This is a genomic window from Sphingomonas naphthae, assembly GCF_028607085.1.
Taxonomy (GTDB): Bacteria; Pseudomonadota; Alphaproteobacteria; order Sphingomonadales; family Sphingomonadaceae; genus Sphingomonas_Q; species Sphingomonas_Q naphthae.
In genome coordinates this window covers 1357150-1379118 of record NZ_CP117411.1, presented here as the reverse complement: position 1 = coordinate 1379118, position 21969 = coordinate 1357150, and the positions used below count along the sequence as shown (strand labels likewise).

The 21969-nt window shown below is 63.3% G+C and carries 15 protein-coding genes; 10 read left to right on the top strand and 5 right to left on the bottom strand.

Features of this window, described 5'->3' with window-relative positions; translation table 11 throughout:
- Window positions 1-2: 2 nt before the first annotated feature.
- The 3 genes from PQ455_RS06450 to PQ455_RS06440 are packed head-to-tail and all read right to left on the bottom strand — an operon-like array spanning window position 3 to window position 3633.
- Window positions 3-1172, bottom strand: coding sequence for a hypothetical protein (locus tag PQ455_RS06450; RefSeq protein WP_273690243.1), 1170 nt, complete (start codon window positions 1170-1172; stop codon window positions 3-5).
- Window positions 1169-2500 (bottom strand): glycosyltransferase family 4 protein, encoded by a 1332-nt coding sequence (locus PQ455_RS06445; RefSeq protein ID WP_273690241.1) that lies wholly within the window; start codon window positions 2498-2500, stop codon window positions 1169-1171. The genes PQ455_RS06450 and PQ455_RS06445 overlap by 4 nt, the downstream gene beginning before the upstream one ends.
- Before the next feature lie 29 nt (window positions 2501-2529).
- Window positions 2530-3633 carry a glycosyltransferase family 4 protein gene (locus tag PQ455_RS06440; protein ID WP_273690239.1) on the bottom strand — a complete coding sequence of 368 codons (1104 nt, stop codon included), beginning with the start codon at window positions 3631-3633 and terminating at the stop codon, window positions 2530-2532.
- Between the two features lie 141 nt (window positions 3634-3774).
- Between PQ455_RS06440 and PQ455_RS06435 the strand changes: the two genes are divergently transcribed.
- From PQ455_RS06435 to PQ455_RS06420, 4 genes are all read left to right on the top strand, one after another.
- Window positions 3775-4437, top strand: a complete 663-nt coding sequence (locus PQ455_RS06435; protein ID WP_273690237.1) for an ABC transporter ATP-binding protein — start codon at window positions 3775-3777, stop codon at window positions 4435-4437.
- A 37-nt stretch (window positions 4438-4474) separates the two neighbouring features.
- A complete protein-coding gene (locus tag PQ455_RS06430; protein WP_273690236.1) occupies window positions 4475-5695 on the top strand; it encodes a polysaccharide biosynthesis/export family protein in 1221 nt (406 codons plus the stop codon).
- Window positions 5696-5816: 121 nt separating this feature from the next.
- Window positions 5817-6566: an ABC transporter permease gene (locus PQ455_RS06425; protein ID WP_273690234.1), complete on the top strand. Its 750-nt coding sequence runs from the start codon at window positions 5817-5819 to the stop codon at window positions 6564-6566.
- 133 nt (window positions 6567-6699) lie between these two features.
- Window positions 6700-7758 carry a KpsE/RkpR family capsule polysaccharide export protein gene (locus PQ455_RS06420; protein WP_273690232.1) on the top strand — a complete coding sequence of 353 codons (1059 nt, stop codon included), beginning with the start codon at window positions 6700-6702 and terminating at the stop codon, window positions 7756-7758.
- A 346-nt stretch (window positions 7759-8104) separates the two neighbouring features.
- Here the strand turns inward: PQ455_RS06420 and PQ455_RS06415 are convergent, their stop codons facing one another.
- Window positions 8105-10492 (bottom strand): glycosyltransferase family 4 protein, encoded by a 2388-nt coding sequence (locus tag PQ455_RS06415; RefSeq protein WP_273690231.1) that lies wholly within the window; start codon window positions 10490-10492, stop codon window positions 8105-8107.
- A 193-nt stretch (window positions 10493-10685) separates the two neighbouring features.
- Between PQ455_RS06415 and PQ455_RS06410 the strand changes: the two genes are divergently transcribed.
- Together PQ455_RS06410 and PQ455_RS06405 are read left to right on the top strand one after the other, a co-directional pair.
- The gene (locus tag PQ455_RS06410) at window positions 10686-12647 is read left to right on the top strand and encodes a glycosyltransferase family 4 protein (RefSeq protein ID WP_273690228.1); all 1962 of its coding nucleotides are present in this window, start codon (window positions 10686-10688) and stop codon (window positions 12645-12647) included.
- Window positions 12648-12840: 193 nt separating this feature from the next.
- Window positions 12841-14181 carry a hypothetical protein gene (locus tag PQ455_RS06405; RefSeq protein WP_273690226.1) on the top strand — a complete coding sequence of 447 codons (1341 nt, stop codon included), beginning with the start codon at window positions 12841-12843 and terminating at the stop codon, window positions 14179-14181.
- A 68-nt stretch (window positions 14182-14249) separates the two neighbouring features.
- Here the strand turns inward: PQ455_RS06405 and PQ455_RS06400 are convergent, their stop codons facing one another.
- Window positions 14250-15431: an FkbM family methyltransferase gene (locus PQ455_RS06400; RefSeq protein ID WP_273690224.1), complete on the bottom strand. Its 1182-nt coding sequence runs from the start codon at window positions 15429-15431 to the stop codon at window positions 14250-14252.
- 521 nt (window positions 15432-15952) lie between these two features.
- Between PQ455_RS06400 and PQ455_RS06395 the strand changes: the two genes are divergently transcribed.
- The 4 genes from PQ455_RS06395 (at window position 15953) to gmd (ending at window position 21965) form a co-directional block, all read left to right on the top strand.
- Window positions 15953-16855, top strand: coding sequence for a DUF4214 domain-containing protein (locus PQ455_RS06395; RefSeq protein WP_273690222.1), 903 nt, complete (start codon window positions 15953-15955; stop codon window positions 16853-16855).
- An 11-nt stretch (window positions 16856-16866) separates the two neighbouring features.
- Entirely contained in the window at window positions 16867-19443 is a 2577-nt protein-coding gene (locus tag PQ455_RS06390) for a glycosyltransferase (protein ID WP_273690220.1), read from the top strand.
- A 40-nt stretch (window positions 19444-19483) separates the two neighbouring features.
- Window positions 19484-20725, top strand: a complete 1242-nt coding sequence (locus PQ455_RS06385) for a class I SAM-dependent methyltransferase (protein ID WP_273690218.1) — start codon at window positions 19484-19486, stop codon at window positions 20723-20725.
- A 241-nt stretch (window positions 20726-20966) separates the two neighbouring features.
- Window positions 20967-21965 (top strand): GDP-mannose 4,6-dehydratase, encoded by a 999-nt coding sequence (gene gmd, locus PQ455_RS06380; protein ID WP_273690216.1) that lies wholly within the window; start codon window positions 20967-20969, stop codon window positions 21963-21965.
- Window positions 21966-21969: the final 4 nt, after the last annotated feature.

Sequence of the window (21969 nt, the reverse complement as noted above, 5' to 3'; positions counted from 1 at the left end):
CCTCAGTCGCTGCGCTTGCGGACCGTCATGCCGAAGGCGCTCGGCGCATTGTCCATCGGCCCCTGAAAGGTCTTGCCGACGCGCATCTGCGCCACCTGATGGCCGCGTGAGATCATCACCAGCGCGATCCGCTCGATATCGTGGCGGGTGAGCAGGCCCGGCCGGTCGCGGCCCGTGCCGTCGTCGGGATCATCCCCGGCGACGAAGGGCAGGACGAACACGCCCCAGCCACCCGGCTTCAACCGCATCAGCGCATGATCCATGTAGCGCAGGGTGAGCGACCACAGCCGCGCGGTGGCGGCCGGGATGAAGGAATACGCGATATCGTTGGCGCCGGCCTCGTGCCCGCTGGGCTGGCTGCTGTCGCCGAGGCTTTCGGGATCGGTGCTGCTGGCGATCACCGGGAACATGCGGACGCCATTATTCTCGATGAAGCGGGTCAGCGCCGCATCCTCGGTATCGAGGCCGGCGACGCTGGCGGCATCCTTGAGCAGCCCATAATGCTGCCAGACCTGCGCGACATAGGCGCGCGACCAGCGGGCGACCGGATCGGCCGTCTCGTGCAGGGCGAGCGGCTCTTCGAGCGCGGCGAAGGCGGGCTCGGTGAACTGCGCGGGGGTCAGCGGCTGCGACGCCGGCGCGGCGAAGCTCGGCTCGACCCGCGCGACCAGCATCGCGGCCGAGCGGATGCGATCGTGGCCCGCCGAGATCGGCTGGCGCCAGCGATCGGGGTTGGCCGGGCGCAGTTCGGCGACGATGTCCAGCCCGTCGGCGCGGACGTTGGCCTCGCCATAGAGGTTGCACCAGACGGCATAGGCGAAGCCCTGCCGCGCCTCGGCATCGATCTCGAACCGGCCGCCTTCGATCGCGAGATCGCGGACCTGGAACTGCTTGACCGCGACCTGCCGCGCCTTGCCGTTGGGGTAGAGGGGAAATTCGTTGATGCGGACGATCATCGTGCCGCCGGTGCCGGCGAGGCCGGTGAAGCGCCCCTCGAACGCGACCTCGCCATCGCCGCTGCGCACATAGGTGGAGTGGAAGGCGTAATCGGGATCGAGGGCGTCCTCATGCCCGCCGAGGCCGACGATACGGCTGCGGAATTCGGGCCAGAAGGCGAAGGGCGGCGCCGGAACCTGGTCGCCCTCCTGCTGGAGCGTCTTTTCCTCGATCATGCGCCGGCGGCCTTGCGGGTCATGACGACATCATACATCGCCGCCAGCCGGCCGCGATAGGCTTCCTGCGAGAAGGTGCCCGCCTGCACCATGCCGCGCGCGCCCAGATCTCGGCGCAGCGCCTCGTCCTCGTCGACCCGGCGCATGGCCGTGACGAGACCGGGCACATCATAGGGATCGACGGTGATGGCGGCATCGCCCGCCAGTTCGGGCAGCGAGCTGACGTTGGAGGTGATGACCGGCGTGCCAACCTGCATCGATTCCTGCACCGGCAGGCCGAAGCCCTCGTAGAGCGAGGGAAACAGCACCGCCCGCGCGCCCCGGATGAGCTTGGCGAGCAGATCGCGCGGCATGTAGGACAGGCGAATGATCGTCTGGCCGCGATGGCCGACGAAGGTGCCGACCCCGCCATCGGCGCCGCCGCCCGGCATCAGCTTGAGTTCCTCGTCCGCCTGCCACGATCGCGCGCCGACGATCACCAGCGGGGTCGCGGTCTGCATCGAGAGGTAGGCTTCGATGATGCGGCCGATATTCTTCTTGGGCTCGATCGCCCCGAAGAACAGGAAATAGCCGTCCGCCTTGAGGCCGAAGATGCCCTCGACGGCGCGGGCGTCATCCTCGGCGGGCGAGGCGGCGAGGCCCGATGCGCCGATCTGATAGGTGTTGCTGATCCGATCGAGCGGCACATCGAGCAGATGGTGGATATCGGCGCGGCTCGCCTCCGACACGGTGCAGATATGCGCCGCCTCGCGCGCGCAGCCGGCGACGATGCCGCGGTAGAAATCCTTGTCGTCGAGCGTGGCGTAGGGGAGCTTCAGCGGCACCAGATCGTGCAGCGTGTAGATGTTGCGCGATCCTTCCAGCACGATCGGCACCGGATAGGTCCAGTGCATGATCGGCGGCGGATTATCCATCCTGAGCCGCAGGAAGCGGTTGCGGACCTTGAAATGGGTATGGGCGCGGTCGAACAGCGCGTCGGCACTCACCAGACGATCGAAATCGGGCAGGCGCTCGGCGAAGCCGGCCTTCTCGACCTTGTCGGTCAGCGGTACCTCATAGGCGGTCTGATCGACCAGCGAGCGCAGAAATTCGGCGCGGCGCTGCCATTTCGGGATGCGTTTCTTCGGATCCGGCGGGCGCTGGCAATTGTCGAAGAAATTGACCTCGCGGTTGGCGGCATCCTTGCCGACCGACACGCCGAACACACCCTCGGTACGGTGACCCATCGTCTTGAGGGTGCGGACGAGTTGCAATCCGTAGGTCGCGACCCCGGTGCCGTTGGACATCGCGAGGTTGAAGCCGTCGATGCCGATCCTGAGCGGTTCCAAATGTCGTCCTTCAGCCAGTCTCGCGCCGATTAGGGCAAGCGCGCCAGATCGGCAATCGCGGCGTCATAGACCGGCAGCAACCGATCGAGGAAGGCCGCGCGCGAGAAGGCCGGCGCCCGGCGATGGCCACGCTCGACCAGATCGGCCGCCCAGAGCGGATCGGCGGCGAGGCGGCGGATGGTGAGCGCCATTTCGGCGATGTCCGTGGGATCGACCAGCGCCGCCGCATCGCCCGCCACCTCTCCGGTGGCGCCGCCGCGCGTGGTCATCACCGGCGTGCCCAGCGCCATCGCCTCGACGATCGGCAGGCCGAACCCCTCGGCGAGCGTGGGGAACAGGAGCGCGGTGGCGTCGCGCATCAGGGCGAGGAGATCGGCGCGCGGGCTGTGCGGGATGCGGACGACCCCCTCGTTCGCGAGCGCGGCGGCGGCTTCGTCGGCGTGGAAGCCGTCCGGGCCGACGACGAGGAGCGGGAGGCCGGTGCGCGCCGCCCGCCACGCCTCGACGAGCCGGGGGATGTTCTTGCGCCGCTCGACGGTGCCGCAGACGAGGAAGTAACGGCCCGGTGAGATACCTTCGAGCAGGGCCGATGTGGTCGGCGCCTCGTCGATCTCCACCCCCTGCCCGCAATTCACGATCCGATCGGGCGCGAAGCCCATGGCGGCGGCGATGTCGAGCCGTGCCCGATCGCTGACGGTGACGAGCCGCGCCGCCTGCGCCTCGATCGCCGTCAGCAGCCGGCGGTGGCGGCCGGCGTCGATCGGGGTGAGATCGGGCAGGTCGAGCGGGATCGCATCGTGGACGGTATACAGGTTGGCCCAACCCTCCATTCGGATCGGCACCGGATAGGTCCAGTGCATCACCCCGCCGGCGAAGGGCGGAACGAGGCTTAGCAGGTCGCCCGACGCATCGAACCGCACCTGCGCGAGCCGGAAGATGTCGCGCGCGGCGAGAGCGCTCTCCGCCGGCCGCAGCCGTACCGTGCCGCTGGCGCGGGCACGCAACCAGCGCACGACATTCTCGGCGAGCGATTTTGCGCCCGCCCCGACGAAGCGATCCTCCAGCAAGAGCGGCGCCCGGCCGGATTCCCGCAACGCCGCCAGCAGGTTGCGCGCATAGGTTGTCGAACCCATCCCCGCTGCGCTAAGAAGCCGGCCATCGATGCAGATCGGTGCCATGTGCGAATCCGGCGGCGTCACCGACCCTCCCGCCTCGCCCTACCGCACCGCTCCGCCGCGGCAGCGTTTTCGCCGCAGAGGGTAAGGGCCGGCTGGATGATCCTGTTCGAGAATGTCAGCAAGAGCTACGAGATCCACAAGTTTCAAAAGCAGGTCCTGAACAATCTGAGCTTCCAGATCAATCGAGGCGAGAGCATCGGCATCTGCGGCGCCAACGGCGCGGGCAAATCGACGTTGATGCGGCTGCTCGCCGGGATCGAAGCGCCGACGAGCGGCAAGGTGACGCGCGGTCTCAAGACGTCCTGGCCGATGGGCTATGGCAGCGCGTTTGTGGGCGCGATGACCGGCGCCGACAATGTTCGGTTTCTCGCGCGCGTCTATGATCGGCCGGAGGAGACGCTTCTGGCCGAGGTCGAGGAGTTCGCCGAGCTTGGCGCTTACATGCATCAGCCGATCAACACCTATTCGGCGGGCATGGTGGCGCGACTGGCGTTCGGCGCATCGCTGAATATCCGCTTCGAATGCTATCTGGTCGATGAGGTCACTGCGGCGGGCGACATGCGCTTTCGCAAAAAGAGCGAGGATGGCCTGATGGCGCGGCGGAAAGAGAGTACGCTCATCATGATCTCGCACGATGCCGGAACCCTGCGCCAATATTGCGAGCGGGGCGCGGTCCTGTACGCGGGCACGCTGTCGTTCTTCGACAGCATCGAGGAAGCCTGCGAAATCCATCATGGATTGCAGGCATTGAGCAACTGACGCCGCGTCACGAACCGATTGGTTTCCGCTTGGCGATATGTTAGCCGCAGAGCGAAATTCTTGCACGCTTCTGGTTAAGGGCCTGAAATTGCTCACATCGGTATTGCGGTGGCGCGGCCACCGGTTCATTCTGGCCGCCCTACCTTTGGCGGTATCCGGTTGCGCTACCCTGCCCAGCAACGGCCCGACGGCGTCTCAGGTGCAGAGCGCCGAAAAAGGCGCGGCGAACACGATCAATTTTCGGATCGTCAATATTGATCCGCAGCGGCTCGCCGAGATCAGCCGGGCGGATGAGGCGGCACAGCCCGCCACGCCACCCTTCGCGACGCTCGATCGACGCGGTGCCGTGGATGCGGTCGGCCCGGGCGACGTGCTCGGCATCAACGTATTTGAGGTGGGCGTCACGCTGTTCGGCGGCCAAGCCAATTTCGGCGGCGAAGGCTCGTTCAGCGAAGAGACCTTCAACCCGACGGCGCGCGGACGCGCGCTGGGCGGGGTGGTCGTAAACGAAAATGGCACGATCCGTTTGCCCTATATCGGCGACATCAAGGTCGCCGGCCTCACACCGCCGCAGATCGAAAAAGCGATCGAGGCCAAGTTCAGCGGCAAGTCGCAGAATGCGCAGGTGATCGTCACCGTGCGCGAGAATGTCGTGAACACGGTCTACGTATCGGGTGCGGTCAACAAGCCCGGCCGCTTCCCTCTGACGCTCGCGCGCGAACGTCTGCTTGACGCGCTGGCCGTGTCCGGTGGCCCCTCCGGCGCCGCGGACAGCATGGTCGTCCGCTTCACCCGGAAGGGCCAGACCGTCGAAGAGCGGCTGAGCGCGATCCGCACGGGCTCGCCGCTCGATCTCGCCCTGCTGCCCGGAGACCGGGTCGAACTGATCCTGCGGCCGAAGAGCTTCAGCGTATTCGGCGCGACCAACAAGGTGTCGCAGGTCGCCTTCAAGTCCGATCGTGTCTCGCTCGCCGAGGCGCTGGCCGAGATCGGCGGGCCGAGCGACCAGCAGGCCGACCCGCGCGGCATCTTCCTGTTCCGCTACACGCAGTCACAGATGCAGGATCCGGTCATTTATCGTCTCAACATGATGAATCCGACCAACTACTTCCTGGCGCAGCAATTGCTGATGCACGACAAGGACGTGATCTACATCGCCAATGCGCCGGCGAACCTGCCGACGAAATTCATCAATGTCCTCAACCAGTTGTTCTCGCCGTTCCTGACCGCGCGGGTTCTGCTGAACTCCAACAATTGAGCCGGCGGATTTCGGTCATCCTGTTCACGTTACCGAAAGAATGGTAGATCGGGCCATGGCATCAACCTATCCCGAGCCCGGCGGACCTGGCGGATCGTTCGTGCATGGCCTCGCGGTCCAGATGCGCGTGATCGGCGCATTGACGATCCGCGACCTTCACTCGCGTTTCGGTCGCCACAATATCGGTTTCCTGTGGATGATCGGCGAACCGCTGCTGCTGGCAACGGTGATCGGCATCATCCACGGCGCCATGGCAAGTGGCCATATGTCGCAAGGCATCAACCCTGTGATGTTCGGTATCCACGGCTATTGCACCTTCATCATCTTCCGCGGGATATTCGGGCGCGCGGAAGGGCTGATCGAGCATAACACCACGATGCTGTATCACCGCCACATCACGATCCTGGACATCGTCTGGGCGAAATCGGTGGTCGAGGGCGTGGGCTGCTGCGCCACCATGTTCCTGCTTCTCGCGATTTGCGTCGCCCTCGGCCTCGGCACGCTGCCCGAGCGCCCGCTGTATCTGTTCGCCTCGCTTGGCTTCATGATCTGGCTGTCGACCGGCGCGTCGATGCTGGTGACGGCCTATACCCACAAGAACCACCTCCTCGCCCGGATGGTGCACCCGTTCTCCTATTTCCAGATGCCGATTTCCGGCATGGGCCTGGCGCAGGACTGGATGCCGAGCGACATCCGCGACATCCTGTGGTGGAATCCGATGGTTCACATCATGGAGATGGGTCGTTATGGCCTGTTCGAGGTTGCCAAGGACGATTACTTCAGCTTCGGTTATGTGGCATTGGCTTGCTCCCTGCTGACGATCTGGGGGCTTCGTGCGATCAACAAGGTCAGGGCATCGTTGAGCCTGTGATGATGGATATTCTGACGATGGCAGTTCGCTGATGCACGGTATCATTGCCCCGGTGGCGGAACCCCGCCAGCGCGAGAGCGCGCTGCGGAAACTGATCGCGTGGTGCAGGGCGCATCGCCCTTTCCTGCTGATCGTGATCGCCCCGACATTGCTGGCCGCCTGCTATTTCTTCTTGATCGCATCCGATCAATATGAGGCCGAAACGCACATCGTCGTCCGCTCGGCCGAAGGGCCGAGCAATCAGCAGAGCAGCCTGAGCGGCCTGCTCGGCCTCGCCGGCGGGCCGTCGTCGTCCACGACGGAAGCGCTCGGCGTCGCCGATTACATGAGTTCGCACGATGCCGTGGCGGCGCTGCGTCAGCAGGCGGATCTCGTCCGCATCTTCAATCGACCGGGCACCGATGTGTTCAGCCGTCTGGGAACAGACAATCCGACGCCCGAGAAACTGCTGAAATTCTATAACAAGCAGGTCAAGGTCGAGCTCAATCGCGAGACCGGTATCACGACAATCGTGGTGCGCGCGTTCACGCCGGAAGATTCCTATCGCATCGCGAACATGCTGCTGCGCCTTGGCGACCGGCGGATCAATTCGCTCAACACCAAGAGCTACGACGATGCCATCGCCAACTCGCGCCGCCAGTTGGCCGAGGCGGAGCAGGCCCTTACTGCCGTCCAGTCACGCATGAGCGGCTTTCGCGAACGCACCCGCGACATCGACCCCGAAGGCACCGGTCGGGCGCAGACCGTCCTCGTCACGAACCTGACGCAGACACTGGCGCAGGCGCGCGCCCAATTGTCCTCCATGGGGCAATTGGTGTCGACCTCCAGCCCTCAGTATCGCGCGCTTGCGGCGCGGGTGAATGCCCTGGCGGCGCAGGTGGCGCAGCAATCCGGCCGTCTTGCGGGTTCGGGCGACACGATCGCATCCAGCGTGGCGAACTACAATGAGCTGCAGTTGCGGCAGCAGTTCGCGGCAAAGCGATATGAGGCCGCCGGCGTCGCCTTGCAGAACGCGCGCCAGCAGGCTCTCCGCAAGCAGCTTTATCTGGTCCGTGTGGTCGAGCCGAACATGCCGGTGAAATCGACCTATCCGCACCGCATCCGGACCACGGCAACGGTGTTCGTAGGCCTGTTGATCGCCTTCGCGATCGGCTGGATGATCGTTGCCGGTGTCAAGGAACATAGCGCCTGACCGCTGGGCGCCATGCGGGCCGAAAAGCGCGTTCCAAGCCTGGCGACAGCCAGACGACGATAGGCCCGATCGGCCGCTGCAGCGAGCGATCGATGACCGGCCGCAGGACGTGTCGATCGTAGCCAGCAGGATGGCGCCGTCGGCGCTTGGTTGATGCGATGCCGCATGGTGTGGTGCCACATTGTGCGATGTCGTCGATCGCGACGCATGGTGGACGGCCCACCATCGCGATACGGCCATGCCAGTCCTGGCCACCCGTCGCGTGGATCAGGATCGAACAGCGATACGATCCGCCATCGACCACCGGGGCTTGTCTGCCGCCCCGTGCGGACCGAACGTGCCCGCCTCAGCGATACCGTCGGTAGGCGTCGATATCGTCCCACTGGTTGAGGGCGGCTGCGGCGACCAGCTGGTCACGCATGGCATCGTCGGCCTCTTCGCAGAGGAAGAAGCCCGAAACGCCGATCGAAGCGACCCGCCGCTTCAGGCTGCCGCCCTGCATCACGTCGATCGTTTCCGAAACAGCGCCCTTGAGGACCATCGTCACGATCTGTCCACCGTCCGCATCGAAGTTGAAGCCGCTGGTCCAGCGTGCCGCGCCGGCCTCGACCGATCCCTGCACGAGCGTATCGCCATCCATGCTGATCTCGTAGGGGCAGGCCTCCTGACCGAGGCCCATCATCCGGATATACATGCGCCACGGCCCGGCACCGGCGGGAAGGCGGAATTGCAGCATCCCGCCCTTCTGGCCGGTTCGCGCGCCCTTCTCGTCCGGCCAGAGCCAACCATCGCCGAGCCGGAAAATCTCGCCGCTCGCCAGCCCCTTCCAGATCCGCACACCCTTATAGTGGTTGACGGGGTAGAATATCCCCGCCTCGACGTGCGGAGGCTCGTAGGAAACGTCCGCCGAGCGGGCCACGTCGATTGCCGCATCGATGATCTGGCGGGCGATCACCGCCCACGGCCGCGGCCTGAAATGCAGTCGGATCGCGTCCTCGCGTTCCGCGCGCCATTGCGGATCGCCGATGACCTGGCGAAGCGCGGCGACGAGGGCCGGCACGGAATTGCTTTCAAACAGCAGCGCGAACTCGCCGCCCGCTTCCGGCAACGACGAATTGTCCGCCACGACCGGAAGTTTTCCGTAACTGAGCGCCTCCGTGACAGGCAGCCCCCACCCCTCGTAGTGGCTGGGATAGAGCGTGAAGAGGCTTTGCCGATACAGGAGCGCCAGATCCTCGTCCGACACCCGCTCGATCATCGTCACATGCTGCGAGAGGCGCGCGTTGGACGCCAGCCGCGCATAGATCTGATCGAACAGCCACCCCTTGCGCCCGACCAGCACCAGCTGCGGAATATCGAGATCTTCGTCCGCGGCGAGCATCTTCGCCCACGCATCCAGCGCGAGGATATGGTTCTTGCGCGCCTCGATCGTGGAAACGAGCAGGGCATAGGGCCGCTCCGCCAGATCCCACCGGGCGAGCGATGCCCGATCGAGCGGCTTGTCGAACGGGCGGCGGAAATCCGCGTCCAGCCGGGCGATCGTGATATCGTCCTCCTGGATGGCGTGGCCCAGTTGCTGCCCGGCGCGAACGAGATCGCGCGCGGTCGAGGCGGAATTGGCGATGAAATGATCGATATGGTCGAAGGCGCCCACCAGCCAGCCGACATAATCCTCCTGCACACCCCGAACGACATGCTCGGCGGCGAAGACGGGGATCAGGTCATGGACGAACACCACCACCTTTACGCCGTGGGTCGCCTTGGCGTTCCGCAGGAACAGGTTGTAATTATAGATCCACCACGATGTCCCGAGGTTGACCAGACATTCGCCATCCTGAAATTCCAGCGGCGGTGCGACAGCGAGATGAATGAACAGCCGTGCGACGGCCTCGACCCAATCCTCGTCGTCACTATCGGTGCTCTCACCGGAAAGGCTGGCGAGTTCCCGGAACATCGCGACCGGCACTTCCGTCAGCCATTCGTTGCCATCGACATAACAACAGATGCGCGTGGCACAGCCGGGATCTTCCAGTGCCCGCGTTATGACCTCGACCTGGACGCGTTGAATTCCGGTCGGCAGCCGCTGATGCCGGAAGTGGGACACGAGATCGGAAATGTCGTAGATGATCCGCGCGGCATCGGCTGCCGGCGTGACATCGGCGATCCCGTCGAGCCGGGAGCGGAGTTGCCTGATCGCGAGCGGCACATCCGTGTCGGCATAGCGCGCGATGACGGCGTCGAGAGACTCCCGGGCTGCGGCGATCGCCACGGGATCACGGCGCGCCTCCTCCTGCGGGGCGGATCGCAGCGCGCGAAGGATGATGTCCTTTCCGATCGGCAGCAGCCGGCCGACCCGCGTCGACAATTCGGTGAGGGCTTCCGCGCTGCCGTCGGCCGCTGCGCGCAGATAGGCCTTGGCCGACATCGATGCCGCGCCGGATCGCTTCGCCAGATGGCCGATGTGCAGATCGACCTCGCTGGAGGGGGCGCCCTTCGCCGCCGCCTCGCGATAGGCCGCTTCGCTGTCGTCCCATTGGTCCTGCTCGGCCAGCATATGGCCCAGCTGCACCCAGATATGATGAAGCTCGGGGGCCTGGGCGAGTGCCTCGCGATAGGCGACCGCCGCGTTAGGCCAATCCTTCATCCCGCGCGCGGCGTTGCCCTGCTCGATCAGGCTGTGGACCGCCGGCGTGACCCTGACGCCAGCCGACTTCTTGCTTTTCAACTGAAACATCAAAATCCTACCGAAACGCCGGCCGGCGCCTGGGAGTGGCCGTCCCCGAACGGATCGCTAGCCGGTATCGCAGGCGCCTGACAACCACCAAAAGAATCTTGTCTAGCCCGCCCGGAACGTGGCAGGCGTCTTCATCACCTGCCCCGCCCCCCGCCCGGAGGGTAGCGCCAAACCCGTCTCACAGGGTACACCGATGAAGCTACAGCACGAGCAGAACACCCCCTCCGCCGGCATCGACGATGCCATGGCCGAGGCCATCCGCAGCGTGGAGGCGCTGGTTGGCCCCGACGGGAGCGTGATCGATCGGTCGGCGATCGATCGACTGCGCCAGTCGTTGCTCGATCTTCGTGACGGTGGCGACTCCGGGCCTGCCGCGGAGGCTGATACCGGTCTCCGTCTGGTCTTCGACGTCTCCGATCTGCTCGGCTATTTCCCGCACAATCGCGCGCCGACGGGTATTCAACGTGTCCAGATGGAAGTCATCATGGCTCTGCTGGCACAGCCGCAGGGTGGGAACATCCGCATCTGCCGCTTTCTGGACGCGCGCGGCTATTGGGTCGAGGTGCCCGCGAGCCTGTTCCTCGCCATCTGCGACGCGAGCCTTGCGGGCGGCGATGCCGGTGCCGCGGACTGGCGCGAAACCTATCGTCGCATCGATTCCGCGGGCCAGAGCGCGGGGGTGATGGAGTTCGGGCCAAACAGCGTGCTGATCAATCTCGGCTCCTCCTGGTGGATCAAGGATTATTTCCTCCAGATCCGCGAGCTGAAGCTGGCCCATGGCGTTCGCTACGTTCCGCTGATCTACGACGTCATTCCCGCACGGGCGCCGCAATATTGCGCGACGGAGCTGGTCGCGGAATTCATTCCCTGGCTGGTCGATGTGATCGACAACGCCGATTATTTCCTGGCGATTTCCCACGCCTCGAAGAAGGATCTGATCGATTTCGCGGGCGAGATCGGCCGAACCATCGACGACAACATGGTTGGCGTGGCGCAGCTCGACGCCGATTATCGTCAGGACCGGAAGGCGGGTTCCGGCGTTCGGACCAGCTTCGCACCGATCGGCCGGCCCTATGTGCTGCTCGTGTCCACCTGGGAAGTTCGCAAGAACCAGATCGCGGCGCTGAACGCGTGGCGCCAGCTCATCAACCAATATGGCACCGAGAAGGTGCCGCAGCTCGTGCTGGTCGGCAAACAGGGCTACAAGGGCAATGAAGTCATCGAGCGGGCGCATTCCGACGAAACTCTCGCGACGCGGGTGACCCTGCTCCAGCAACTCTCCGACGAGGAACTCGCCAGCCTCTACGACGGCTGCCTCTTCGTCCTGTACCCCAGCTCGTATGAAGGCTGGGGCCTGCCCGTCACCGAGGCGCTCTGCTACGGCAAGGTGCCGCTGACGGCCAACAATTCCTCGCTGCCGGAAGCCGGCGGCGATTTCGCCTTTTTCTTCAACGACGGATCGCCTTCGGATCTGCTCGCCTCGCTCAAGAGCCTGATCTTCGACCGGAGCAAGGTCGCCGCGCGCGAGGCCAAGATCGTGGCGGATTTCCGTCCCCGGACCTGGACGGCGATCGCGAACGAAATCCGCGATCATGTGCAAACCTGGAGCGATCGTGGCGCGGCGCCGGACTGGAACCCGCCGGAGGCCGTCGTCGGCGAATATTATCCGATGGCCCGCCGTTTCACCGAAACCTACTGGCCCGGCATGGGCACGGCGGAAGGTTTCCGCCGCAGCCTGAACTGGTGGCCGCCCGAAATTTGGGGTTGCTGGTCCAGGCCCGCCGGCGGCCGTCTTGCGATGCGGGTCGATCCCGCCCGCTCGCTGGAACTTGCCCTGGCCATCAAGAGCCCATCCGATCAGGAAACCACGGTCAGCGTTGAGACGGCCGAGGGGGAATTGCTGGTGCGCTGCAAGCTCGGCGCCTTCGTGGATCGCTGGATATTCGTTCCGATTCCGGCTGATACCGAGCTTCTCGACATCACCATCAGTTCCGATCGCGCCGCTTCACCGAACGGCGATCATCGCAAGCTGGCAGTCGGCGTGGCGGGCTTCATGGTGCTGGATGCCGCCAGGCCGCAAGATCGGCGCGAACTGATCGAGGCCGTGGCCCTCGGCAGCCTCGAGGATCGCAACGCCTATCGGCAGAAAGCATAAGCGCATCGCGAGCAAACCTTGGCGCAGGGTGTCTCCTTTCCGATGAGCGCCTGATCCTTCATTGCGATCACGGGGTAGCGACGGATGACGAAGAGCCGGTCCAGTGTCGGGGAGGCTCGACTCGTCTGCGCATGTTACCTAAATCTGCCGGGACGCTACGTTTCCGACGTCGCCCCCATGAGCCGAGAATGCCATGTCTGAAAATGGGTCGCCGGACGCGCCTCTTACCGCTGATACCGGCGTGGGCGATGCCCAACGCGAGGTCCTTCGCTTGCTGGCGTTGATGAAGCCGATGCGCGCGCGTGGCTTCGAGAAGATACGCGTCGGTGCATCGGATGATGGCGGCTACGTCATGATCGATGATTTTCGGCCCGACATGCCCTGCTACTCGATCGGCGTCGGCGGCGATGTGTCTTGGGATTGGGATCTCGCCAACCTCGGACTGTCGATTTTCCAGTACGATCATACGGTTGCAGGGCCGCCCCTCAGTCACCCCAATTTCACTTTTCACAAATTTGGCATCTCCGACGATCCGGATTGGTCCGATGACCTCAAAGGCCTTGAGGAAATCCTCCACGATAATGGCCATGCCGAAAGCACCGAGATCATTCTCAAGATCGATATTGAGGGTGCGGAGTGGAATATTCTCGATCGTTTGCCGGAACATTTCCTGGGACGCTTCCGCCAGATCGTATGCGAATTTCACTGGCTCGATAATCTGATCCATGCCGATTTCCGGGAGCGCGCCTTGCGCGTGTTCGAGGCGCTGGCTGCGAGCCACGGCGTCGTCCATATCCACGCCAACAATTTCGCCCCGCTGGGAATCGTTGAGGGCGTGCCTATCGCGGGCGTGATCGAAGTTACCTTCGCAGCACGCAGCCGATACGATCTGATCGAAAGCCTCGAAATTTTCCCGACGCCGCTCGACAAGGCGAACAATCCCCAACGGCCCGATATCTTTCTGGGCGACTTCCGGGTGGAAGCCGGGCCGGCGCGACGGGCCGAGGTCGCGATGCAGCAACAGCATCCGCACGCCTCGAAATCGATTGCGATCGGTGATGACGCCCTTCCCGCACTGGCCGACCGATTGATGCCAATCATTACCGAACGTCTGCTGACCACGCCCCGCATCTTCGGCGATCCAGCACGGTTGACGCTCGGTCCCGGCTGCAATCTGGTGAACACGCTGTTCAATCTGGTGTCGGGATCGGTCTCGGTCGGCGCTTATGCATTCTTCGGCCATGATGTCCGGATATTGACCGGTACGCACGACATGTCGGTCCATGGGCTCGATCGCCAGCTGGCGGTTCCGACGAACGGGCGCGATATCGTGATCGAGGATGGCGCGTGGATATCCAGCGGAGCGACCGTCATCGGGCCTGCGCGGATTGGCGCCAACGCGGTGATCGGCGTTGGAAGTGTCGTCATCGGCGACGTCGAGCCGGGCTGGCTATACGCCGGCGTTCCGGCGCGGAAGATCAAGCCCGTAGATGGCACCACCCGACAATCGGCGGAATTGTCCCTGCTGAGCTGAGCAACGAAGAAAACAGGCGGCTGGACGGGTGCTCCAGCCGCCTGTCGATCGATCCGGCCTTCGGATGCTTATGACCGAGCCTCGCCAACGAAAGCCTCGAAATCGAACGGGTTTTCGTTGGGAACGAAAGCGAGGTCTTCGATCCTGTATCGATCCGGCCAGCTAGCCATGAACGTCTGGGGATCCCCGATTTCCATGTAAGGGCCCGACCCGCCCAGAGTATATGCCCTGTAGCCGCGGGCCATCATGCCGCCGATATACGCTTCGCCCGAAACGCCCGACAGCCCCTCGAGCATCGCTGCTGAAAACTCGCTGGTGATGATGGGGCGATGCCGCTCGATCAGCGATTCCGCCCCCTTCAGGGCAAGCGCTTCGGCACCTTCAACATCGATCTTGATGAAGTCGAGGCGGTCAGGCGACAGGATCGTATCCAGGCGAACCGTAGGCACGACGATGCAGTTTGGATGATGGAGCGGGCTGCTCATCGTATACATGAAACTGCCATTGCTGCCGACCGCCGGCGAAAACGCGACGGCGCCGAGCTCGTTGGAAAGCGCTACCGGAATGACGGTGATGTTCGGACTATCGTTTTCTTCGATGCTCAGCATCAGCATGCGACAGTTTTCGGAATTCGGCTCGATCGCGTAGACCCGCCCGGAGTCGCCGACCAGACCCGACATCACCATGGTGTGGAATCCGACGTTCGCACCGATATCCACGCAAGTCATGCCCGGCTTCACGACGTGCCGAATGAACCGACCGAGATGGCGCTCATATTCGCCCGTCGCGATGATCGTGCTGGCCACGGACCAATCGAGACGATCCAGCACCAGTCTGCCGGCACTTCCCGTAATGGCCGCCCTCAGCAGGTGCCGATCGACGAAGCGCGCCGAAATCGACGTCGGATGGCTATCGCGGGGGAAAGCGGTGACCGCCGCGCGCAACATCTCCTGCCCGCTCAGCGTGAGCGCGCCGTCGTCGTTCAGCCCGAGAAGCGATGCCACATATTCCGTCATGCGGACAGTTTCGGCTTCGTCCGGCGCGCGCCCATATACGGCCTCGAACGCCAACGCGGGCGACACGGCCTGCTTCACTCTGCCCGAAACGCGAAACTCTTCGGACCCCAGGAGAAAATCGATAAGCCGTTCGAGAGTACCTTGCTCGCCGATATGCCAGTCAATGACAGCCTCGTCCTGCGGATCCCGGCCAAGAATTGCTCTATATGCCGATGCAACGTCTTCTCTTTGCACGTTCCCTCTTTCCTCCGCACTTGGCCTTCAGAAGTTCAGTCCCAGTTTTGTACGGCAATAGATCGGCCGGCATAGGCATAACTGCACCGCCACGAAGCTCGAGCAGGCTTCCCTCGCTGGCAATCGCCTTACTGCATTTTCAGCACAAACCCCCGACATGTCGGCATGATGCGACAGCAGCCAGGAGGCTACACGCTCAACCCGATGCTTGCTAGCCACGATCTCGAGTTGAACGGCTCATCACCCCGCTCGCTGCCGCCGGTATCGAGCGTTCTCGAAATTTGATCACACTGGCGGAGCGCGAAAAGACATTTCTTTGCTCACCGTCCGCCAGCGATGGAATCAACCCATCGACAGGGGTCCAGCCAACCTGATACGATGCTTTTCGCATGTGCAAAAAAGCGTATCCTCAGCCCGTCGGCGCTGAGAAAACAGGGGCAGGCCGCTATTTACGCTTAATACATCCGTTTTGATTGAATTTTAAAAATACTCGGGGGCGCGCTTTCATGTTGTTGAGGACGTTGGAGGAAATCGAGGCAATATATTGCCTGATTCTGGGGCGGCGAGGTGAATCGCTTGGGGTTCTCGATCGCTTTATCGGCATGTCGATACTGGAAGCTGTTTTCACCGTTCTCGATTCCGAGGAGTTCGGGGTCTCCATCCTCAAGGAACTCAACAAAGGCGCTGTCCTGCCTCACGAGAACCTCGCTCCCAGTGACTGGTATAATATTCTCGACGTCTTTTCGCGGGCGCAATTGTCTCGCGATGTCGGGATCGAGCATGTCGTAAGCCCGGCCGATCTGGCCGATTGCCGCAACGTGGTGGACTTTGCCTATTGGGAAGGCTTCTGGCGTGCGCCAGATCCCGGTGGCCAGGCCCATTATGAGTTGGGCCTGGCCGCCGGAAACAGCCCGGTCGACGTCATCGAATCAATCGGCCAATCCTCCGAAGCGGCGGACAAGGGCCGCACGATCAGAATTTCCGACGACTTCGATGAAGCTGACATCAACAGCGATTTCATCAAATTGAGCTACATGGCCCTGCTCAATCGCGAGGCCGACGAGGGGGGGCTGTCGCATCATCTGCGCGCCCTGCAATCCGGCACCGCCAACCGGCGCGCGGTGTTCGCCGATCTGCTTCAATCGGCTGAAGGCGTGATCATACGGAAAAACCGGCCGGGCGGCGAGGCGATCGTCTGGTATTCGCCGCTGGCGATCCTGATGACATCGCCGTTCATCGAGCGCAGCATCCTGCAACTCTATGGCGAAGCCGGTCGCGACTTCATTTCGGCGCTCCGCCATCGCGATATCCGTGGTGTGGCGGGTGAAGTCGCGACGGTCGCGGAGGCTGCCTCCGACGTCTATCGCGGACGTCCCGCGCTTTCCGACGCGATGGCTTTGGCCATTTACGAAAACCTCGTCTGAACGGTATTTCCATGCGGATCCTCATCGACATTCAAGGCGCTCAAACGGGCAGCCGACATCGTGGCATCGGGCGCTATGCCCTGGCCCTGGCGACTGCGATCGCCAGGACGCCACGACATCACGAGATTTCCATCCTGCTGAACGGCGTGTTCGAGGAAGCCCTGGCCGACCTGGTGGATACTTTCTCCGCCATGATGCCGCGCGAGCGGATCTATACGTTCCACATCTCCGGCAATGTCGAGGGGCTGGTTCCGGCCAATGCCTGGCGTAAGGCCGCCGCCGAGGCCGAGCGCCAGTGGCTCATCGATCGCATCGATCCGGACGTGGTGCTGGTCACCAGCCTGTTCGAGGGCGCGATCGACGGCGGCGTCACGGCGATTCCGCGCCGCCGGTCCCGCACGCAGGTGGCGTGCGTATTGTACGATCTCATTCCGTTTTCGGACCCCGCCAAATATCTGCCCAACAAGGTCAGCAGCGACTGGTATTATTCCAAGGTCGAATCCCTCAAGAATGCCGATATGCTGCTGGCGATCTCCGATTCCGCGCGCCGCGAGGCGTGCGACTTCGTGGGATACGATCCGGCACGCGCGCGGACGATCATGTCTGCCGCCTCGTCGCTCTTCACGAGCCGCGCCGGCCAGGATGGCAATGCCGACATGCTGCGTCGGCTCAACATCACGCGCCGCTTCATCATGCACACCAGCGCGTTCGAACCGCGCAAGAATTTCGAAGGCCTGGTTCGGGCGTTCGGGCAAATCCCCCCGGAGGTGCGCGCGCCCTACCAGCTGGTCTTCGTATCGGCGATCTCGCTTGAGGATCAGATCCGCGTGCGCGGCATCGCGGACGACTACGGACTGGGGCCGGACGAACTGGTCTATGCGGGGCGGGTCAACGATGACGAACTGATCGCTCTCTATTCCGAATGCGACCTCTTCGCCTTTCCACCGTTTCATGAAGGCTTCGGCCTGCCGGCGCTGGAGGCGATGTGCTGTGGCGCGCCGGTGATCGGGTCCAACGCGACGAGCATTCCGGAGGTCATCGGCCGCGAGGACGCGCTGTTCGATCCTTATGACGATCAGTCTATCGCGGCGCTGCTCCGGCGCGTGATGGAGGAACCCGACTTCCAGCAATCGCTTCGCGAACATTCGGCCGAGCAGGCCAAGCGGTTCAGTTGGGAGGCGACGGCCGCACTGGCGCTCGACGCGATCGAAACCCTCCCGGTGCTGGATGAACCGGCGATGCCGGCCGGTCTGGGCGATCTCTACACTGCCATCGCCACCCTGCCGGGCTATCCGGTCGCCGAGGATCTGGTGTCGCTGTCGAACGCCATCAGCAAGACATTCGACGGACTGGGTATCGAACTGGAAGGCGTCGAGAAATCGGCCGCGGCCACAGCCGATACCAGCCTGCCGGAAAGCCCCGCGGCGGCGAACGAAGACGATCTGCTGCCCAGCCCACCGCTCCCGTGGACCATTCCCGCCGTGTTGCCCATCGGCGTTCCGATCAAGCGCTACAGCGCCCATGTCGAGACGTCAGGCCAGTTGAACATCCTGCTTCTCAAGCTCGATCATATCGGCGATTTCCTGATCAGCCTCGAAGCGTTCCGGCACGTCCGCACGACTTGGCCGGAAGCGCGGATCACGCTGGTGTGCGGCCCCTGGAACAAGGATCTGGCGCAAAGCTGCGGCCTGTTCGACGAAATCGTCCCGTGCGACTTCCTGCCGGAGGCGGGCGCGGATTACGACAAGGATGCCCTGCACAAGGAGGGCCTCGCGAAGTTCCGGGCGTGCCCGCTCGGCAGCTACGACATCGCCGCCGATTTCCGCTATTATGAAGACACACGCTTCCTGCTCAATTACGTCGATGCCAACAGGCGGGTCGGCTACACGGGCGGTGGTGTCGATCTCGACCTGTCGCTCCCGGAGGTGCCGGAAACCAGCATGCGCGCGCAGGTGGGTGCGCGGGTCATGGCGCTCGCCTCGGCGATGGCGTGGACCTATGCCCCGCCGGAAGGTGGCGCCCGCGCGATGCTGCTCGGCCAACGCCCGGCGCGGCGCCTGTTCGACGGGCGGCCAACGATCGGCCTGGCCCCCGGCGCCGGCAATCCGATCAAGGCCTGGGGCGCGGAACGGTTCGCGGCCCTTGCCCAACGGTTCGTCGAGAATCTCGACTGCCGGATCGTGATCGTAGGCGGGAAACGCGACGTCGAGGATGCCGCCACGATCGCGGCGCCGCTGGCGGCGGACAAGGTCCGCAATTTCGCGGGCAACCTGCCGTTGACGGATCTGGCACCCGTATTGGCGGGGCTTGACCTGTATATCGGCAACGATACGGGCACGACCCACCTGGCCGCAGCCCTCGGCATTTCCACTCTCTGCCTTTTCTCCGGCCAGTCGCATGTCGAAAGCTGGCGCCCCAATGGCCGCCATGTCGTCACGCTGAAAGGCTCTGTCGGATGCTCGCCCTGCTACCTCACGAAGCTGTCGGCCTGCCCGCGGGATCATTGGTGCATGGAGATCAGCCCGGCGCGCGTGTTCGAGGAAGCGAGGCAGTTGATCCAGATGGATCGGTATCTTCTCAGCGCCTAGCCCGGCTCCAGCCAAGCTCTATTCAGGTACGGATCATATAATGAAGAAACCCCTCAGCCTGGCCAATATCGGCGACTTGGTTGACGCTGTCGACAAATTGGGTGGTGATGCCAGCAAGCTCAATCTCGAGTTCGAGAGCCTTGATCTGAATGATATACTTCCGTTGGATCCAACGATCGATCCATTCTCGGAAGAATATGTCGACTATCAGATCCGGGTCTACAAGGCGATTTCCAATCGTGGCCTGGATCAGTCCGCCAATGAGCATACCTCGTTCGACTATCGGACGCATTTCTCGGCCGCCAATCCCTATGCGTCGACCGATGTCGTCCAGATGGCGCGCCACATGTCGACGATATCGTCGACGATCATCCGGGCCGGACTGCCGCCGTCGCCCCGGATTCTCGACATGGGCTGCGGCTGGGGCCTGTCGACTGAAATCCTGTCCTTCCTGGGCGCATCGGTCACCTCGGTCGACATCAATCAGGATTTCATCAATCTCGTAAAGGACCGCTGTAGCCGGCATGGCTATGGCGTAAACGTCATCCATTCGGGCTTCGATGAGATCACCGAAGAGCGGATCGGCAGCGAAGCGTTCGAGGCTGTCTTCTTCTACGAATGCCTGCATCATGCCGTCCGCCCATGGCGCATCATCGAACAAATGGGCCGCGTGCTGGCGCCGAACGGTAAGCTGATGCTGACCGGCGAGCCGATTCAGGATATTTGGTGGCCGGCGTGGGGCATCCGCCTCGATCCGCTGTCGGTCTATTGCATTCACCAGTTCGGCTGGTTCGAGAGTGGCTGGTCCCGCGCCTTTCTCGCTGAAATGGCCAACCGTGCAGGCTTCAACTGCGAGTTCATCGAAGAAAGCGCGATCGGCTCAGACCCTATCTTCATCGGCACGAAGACCACATATTCGCAGCAGTTCACGCTGGACGGCGTCCAGCCATTGTACGGCTGGGACATCGCGGAATCGGGCTGGACATCATTGGGCTCGAGTGTGCTCAAGATCAGCGCCTTCGATGAGGGCGATACCATGACATTCGACGTCTGGAATTACCGGCCCACGGAACTCCACGCCGCTTTCACGAGCGATGGCAAGATTCACGAGTTCGATCTGCAACCGGGGCTCAACCAGATCTCCATCAAGGCCGCAACCATCGTCACCATCGCGGCGGACGTGTGGTCGCCCGCGGCGGAGATCAATAACGACGACAAACGCCTCATCTCGTTCACCATCAACAAGGCGACGCTGGTATCGGCGACGGCGCAGGTCGGCTGACGACGGCGCGGCGTCTCGAGTATGGTAATGAGGACAATGCTGCACCGCCAAACCCGATTGCATTCGGCGATATTTTCGCTAGCGAAAGGCGGTGTCGGCCATGATCGCATTCTTTCGAGCGGGATTATGGCCGCCTGTCGCTGAGCACCCTGCCCCCGGTGGCGCAATCCATCTCCTCATGCGTCAGCGTTGAATTCCGTAAACTTGTATCGACCTTCAAATCCAGATCCAGGGATATCCAATGAAGAAAGCACTCATTACGGGCATAACCGGGCAGGACGGCGCGTATCTTTCGCAGTTCCTGCTGTCGAAGGGCTATGAGGTTCATGGGATTGTCCGGCGGTCGTCGCATCTGGGCGTGGCCGATCACCGGCTCCGGTGGCTCGGGATTGCGGACGATGTCACGCTGCATGACGCCAATCTGACCGATCTGTCCTCGCTGCTGCGCGTGTTCAATGAAGTCGGCCCGGACGAAGTCTACAATCTGGCCGCGCAGTCGTTCGTCGCGTCCTCGTGGAACCAGCCGGTCCTGACGGCCAACATCACCGCGACCGGCGTCGTGACGATGCTCGAAGCCGTCCGGCTCGCGGCGCCCAACGCGCGCTTCTATCAGGCCTCCTCGTCCGAAATGTACGGCCTGATCCAGCAGGATCGCCAGAGCGAAAGCACGCCTTTCTACCCGCGTTCGCCTTATGCCGTGGCGAAGCTCTATGGCCACTGGATCACCGTCAACTATCGCGAGAGCTTCGGCGCGCATGCGTCGTCGGGCATTCTCTTCAATCACGAGAGCCCGCTGCGTGGTATCGAGTTCGTCACCCGCAAGGTCACCGACGCCGTCGCCCGGATCAAGCTGGGCATGAGCAAGGAACTGCGGCTGGGCAACATCGATGCCACCCGCGACTGGGGCCATGCTCGTGACTATGTGAAGGCGATGTGGCTCATGCTCCAGCAGGAGAAGGGCGACGATTATGTCGTGGCCACCGGTCGCACGACCAGTGTGCGCGACATGTGCCGGATCGCATTCCAGCATGTCGATCTGGACATGGAGGAGTTCCTGGTGATCGACCCCGCCCTGTTCCGTCCTGCCGAAGTCGACATTCTGCTGGGCGATCCCAGCAAGGCCAACCGCATCCTCGGCTGGGAAGCGGAGACCACGCTCGAGGACATGATCTGCGAAATGCTGGACGCCGATCTCGATCGCCTCGCCGTGAAGGCCGCAACGGCCCGCGTCAGGGCCTGACCGG

Excerpts from the sequence above, each read along its gene's own strand:
- PQ455_RS06450 (WP_273690243.1), bottom strand. The coding sequence starts at position 1,172 with ATGATCGAGGAAAAGACGCTCCAGCAGGAGGGCGACCAGGTTCCGGCG.
- PQ455_RS06440 (WP_273690239.1), bottom strand. The coding sequence starts at position 3,633 with ATGGGTTCGACAACCTATGCGCGCAACCTGCTGGCGGCGTTGCGGGAA.
- PQ455_RS06435 (WP_273690237.1), top strand. The coding sequence starts at position 3,775 with ATGATCCTGTTCGAGAATGTCAGCAAGAGCTACGAGATCCACAAGTTT.
- PQ455_RS06430 (WP_273690236.1), top strand. The coding sequence starts at position 4,475 with ATGTTAGCCGCAGAGCGAAATTCTTGCACGCTTCTGGTTAAGGGCCTG.
- PQ455_RS06425 (WP_273690234.1), top strand. The coding sequence starts at position 5,817 with ATGCGCGTGATCGGCGCATTGACGATCCGCGACCTTCACTCGCGTTTC.
- PQ455_RS06415 (WP_273690231.1), bottom strand. The coding sequence starts at position 10,492 with ATGTTTCAGTTGAAAAGCAAGAAGTCGGCTGGCGTCAGGGTCACGCCG.
- PQ455_RS06410 (WP_273690228.1), top strand. The coding sequence starts at position 10,686 with ATGAAGCTACAGCACGAGCAGAACACCCCCTCCGCCGGCATCGACGAT.
- PQ455_RS06405 (WP_273690226.1), top strand. The coding sequence starts at position 12,841 with ATGTCTGAAAATGGGTCGCCGGACGCGCCTCTTACCGCTGATACCGGC.
- PQ455_RS06390 (WP_273690220.1), top strand. The coding sequence starts at position 16,867 with ATGCGGATCCTCATCGACATTCAAGGCGCTCAAACGGGCAGCCGACAT.
- PQ455_RS06385 (WP_273690218.1), top strand. The coding sequence starts at position 19,484 with ATGAAGAAACCCCTCAGCCTGGCCAATATCGGCGACTTGGTTGACGCT.
- gmd (WP_273690216.1), top strand. The coding sequence starts at position 20,967 with ATGAAGAAAGCACTCATTACGGGCATAACCGGGCAGGACGGCGCGTAT.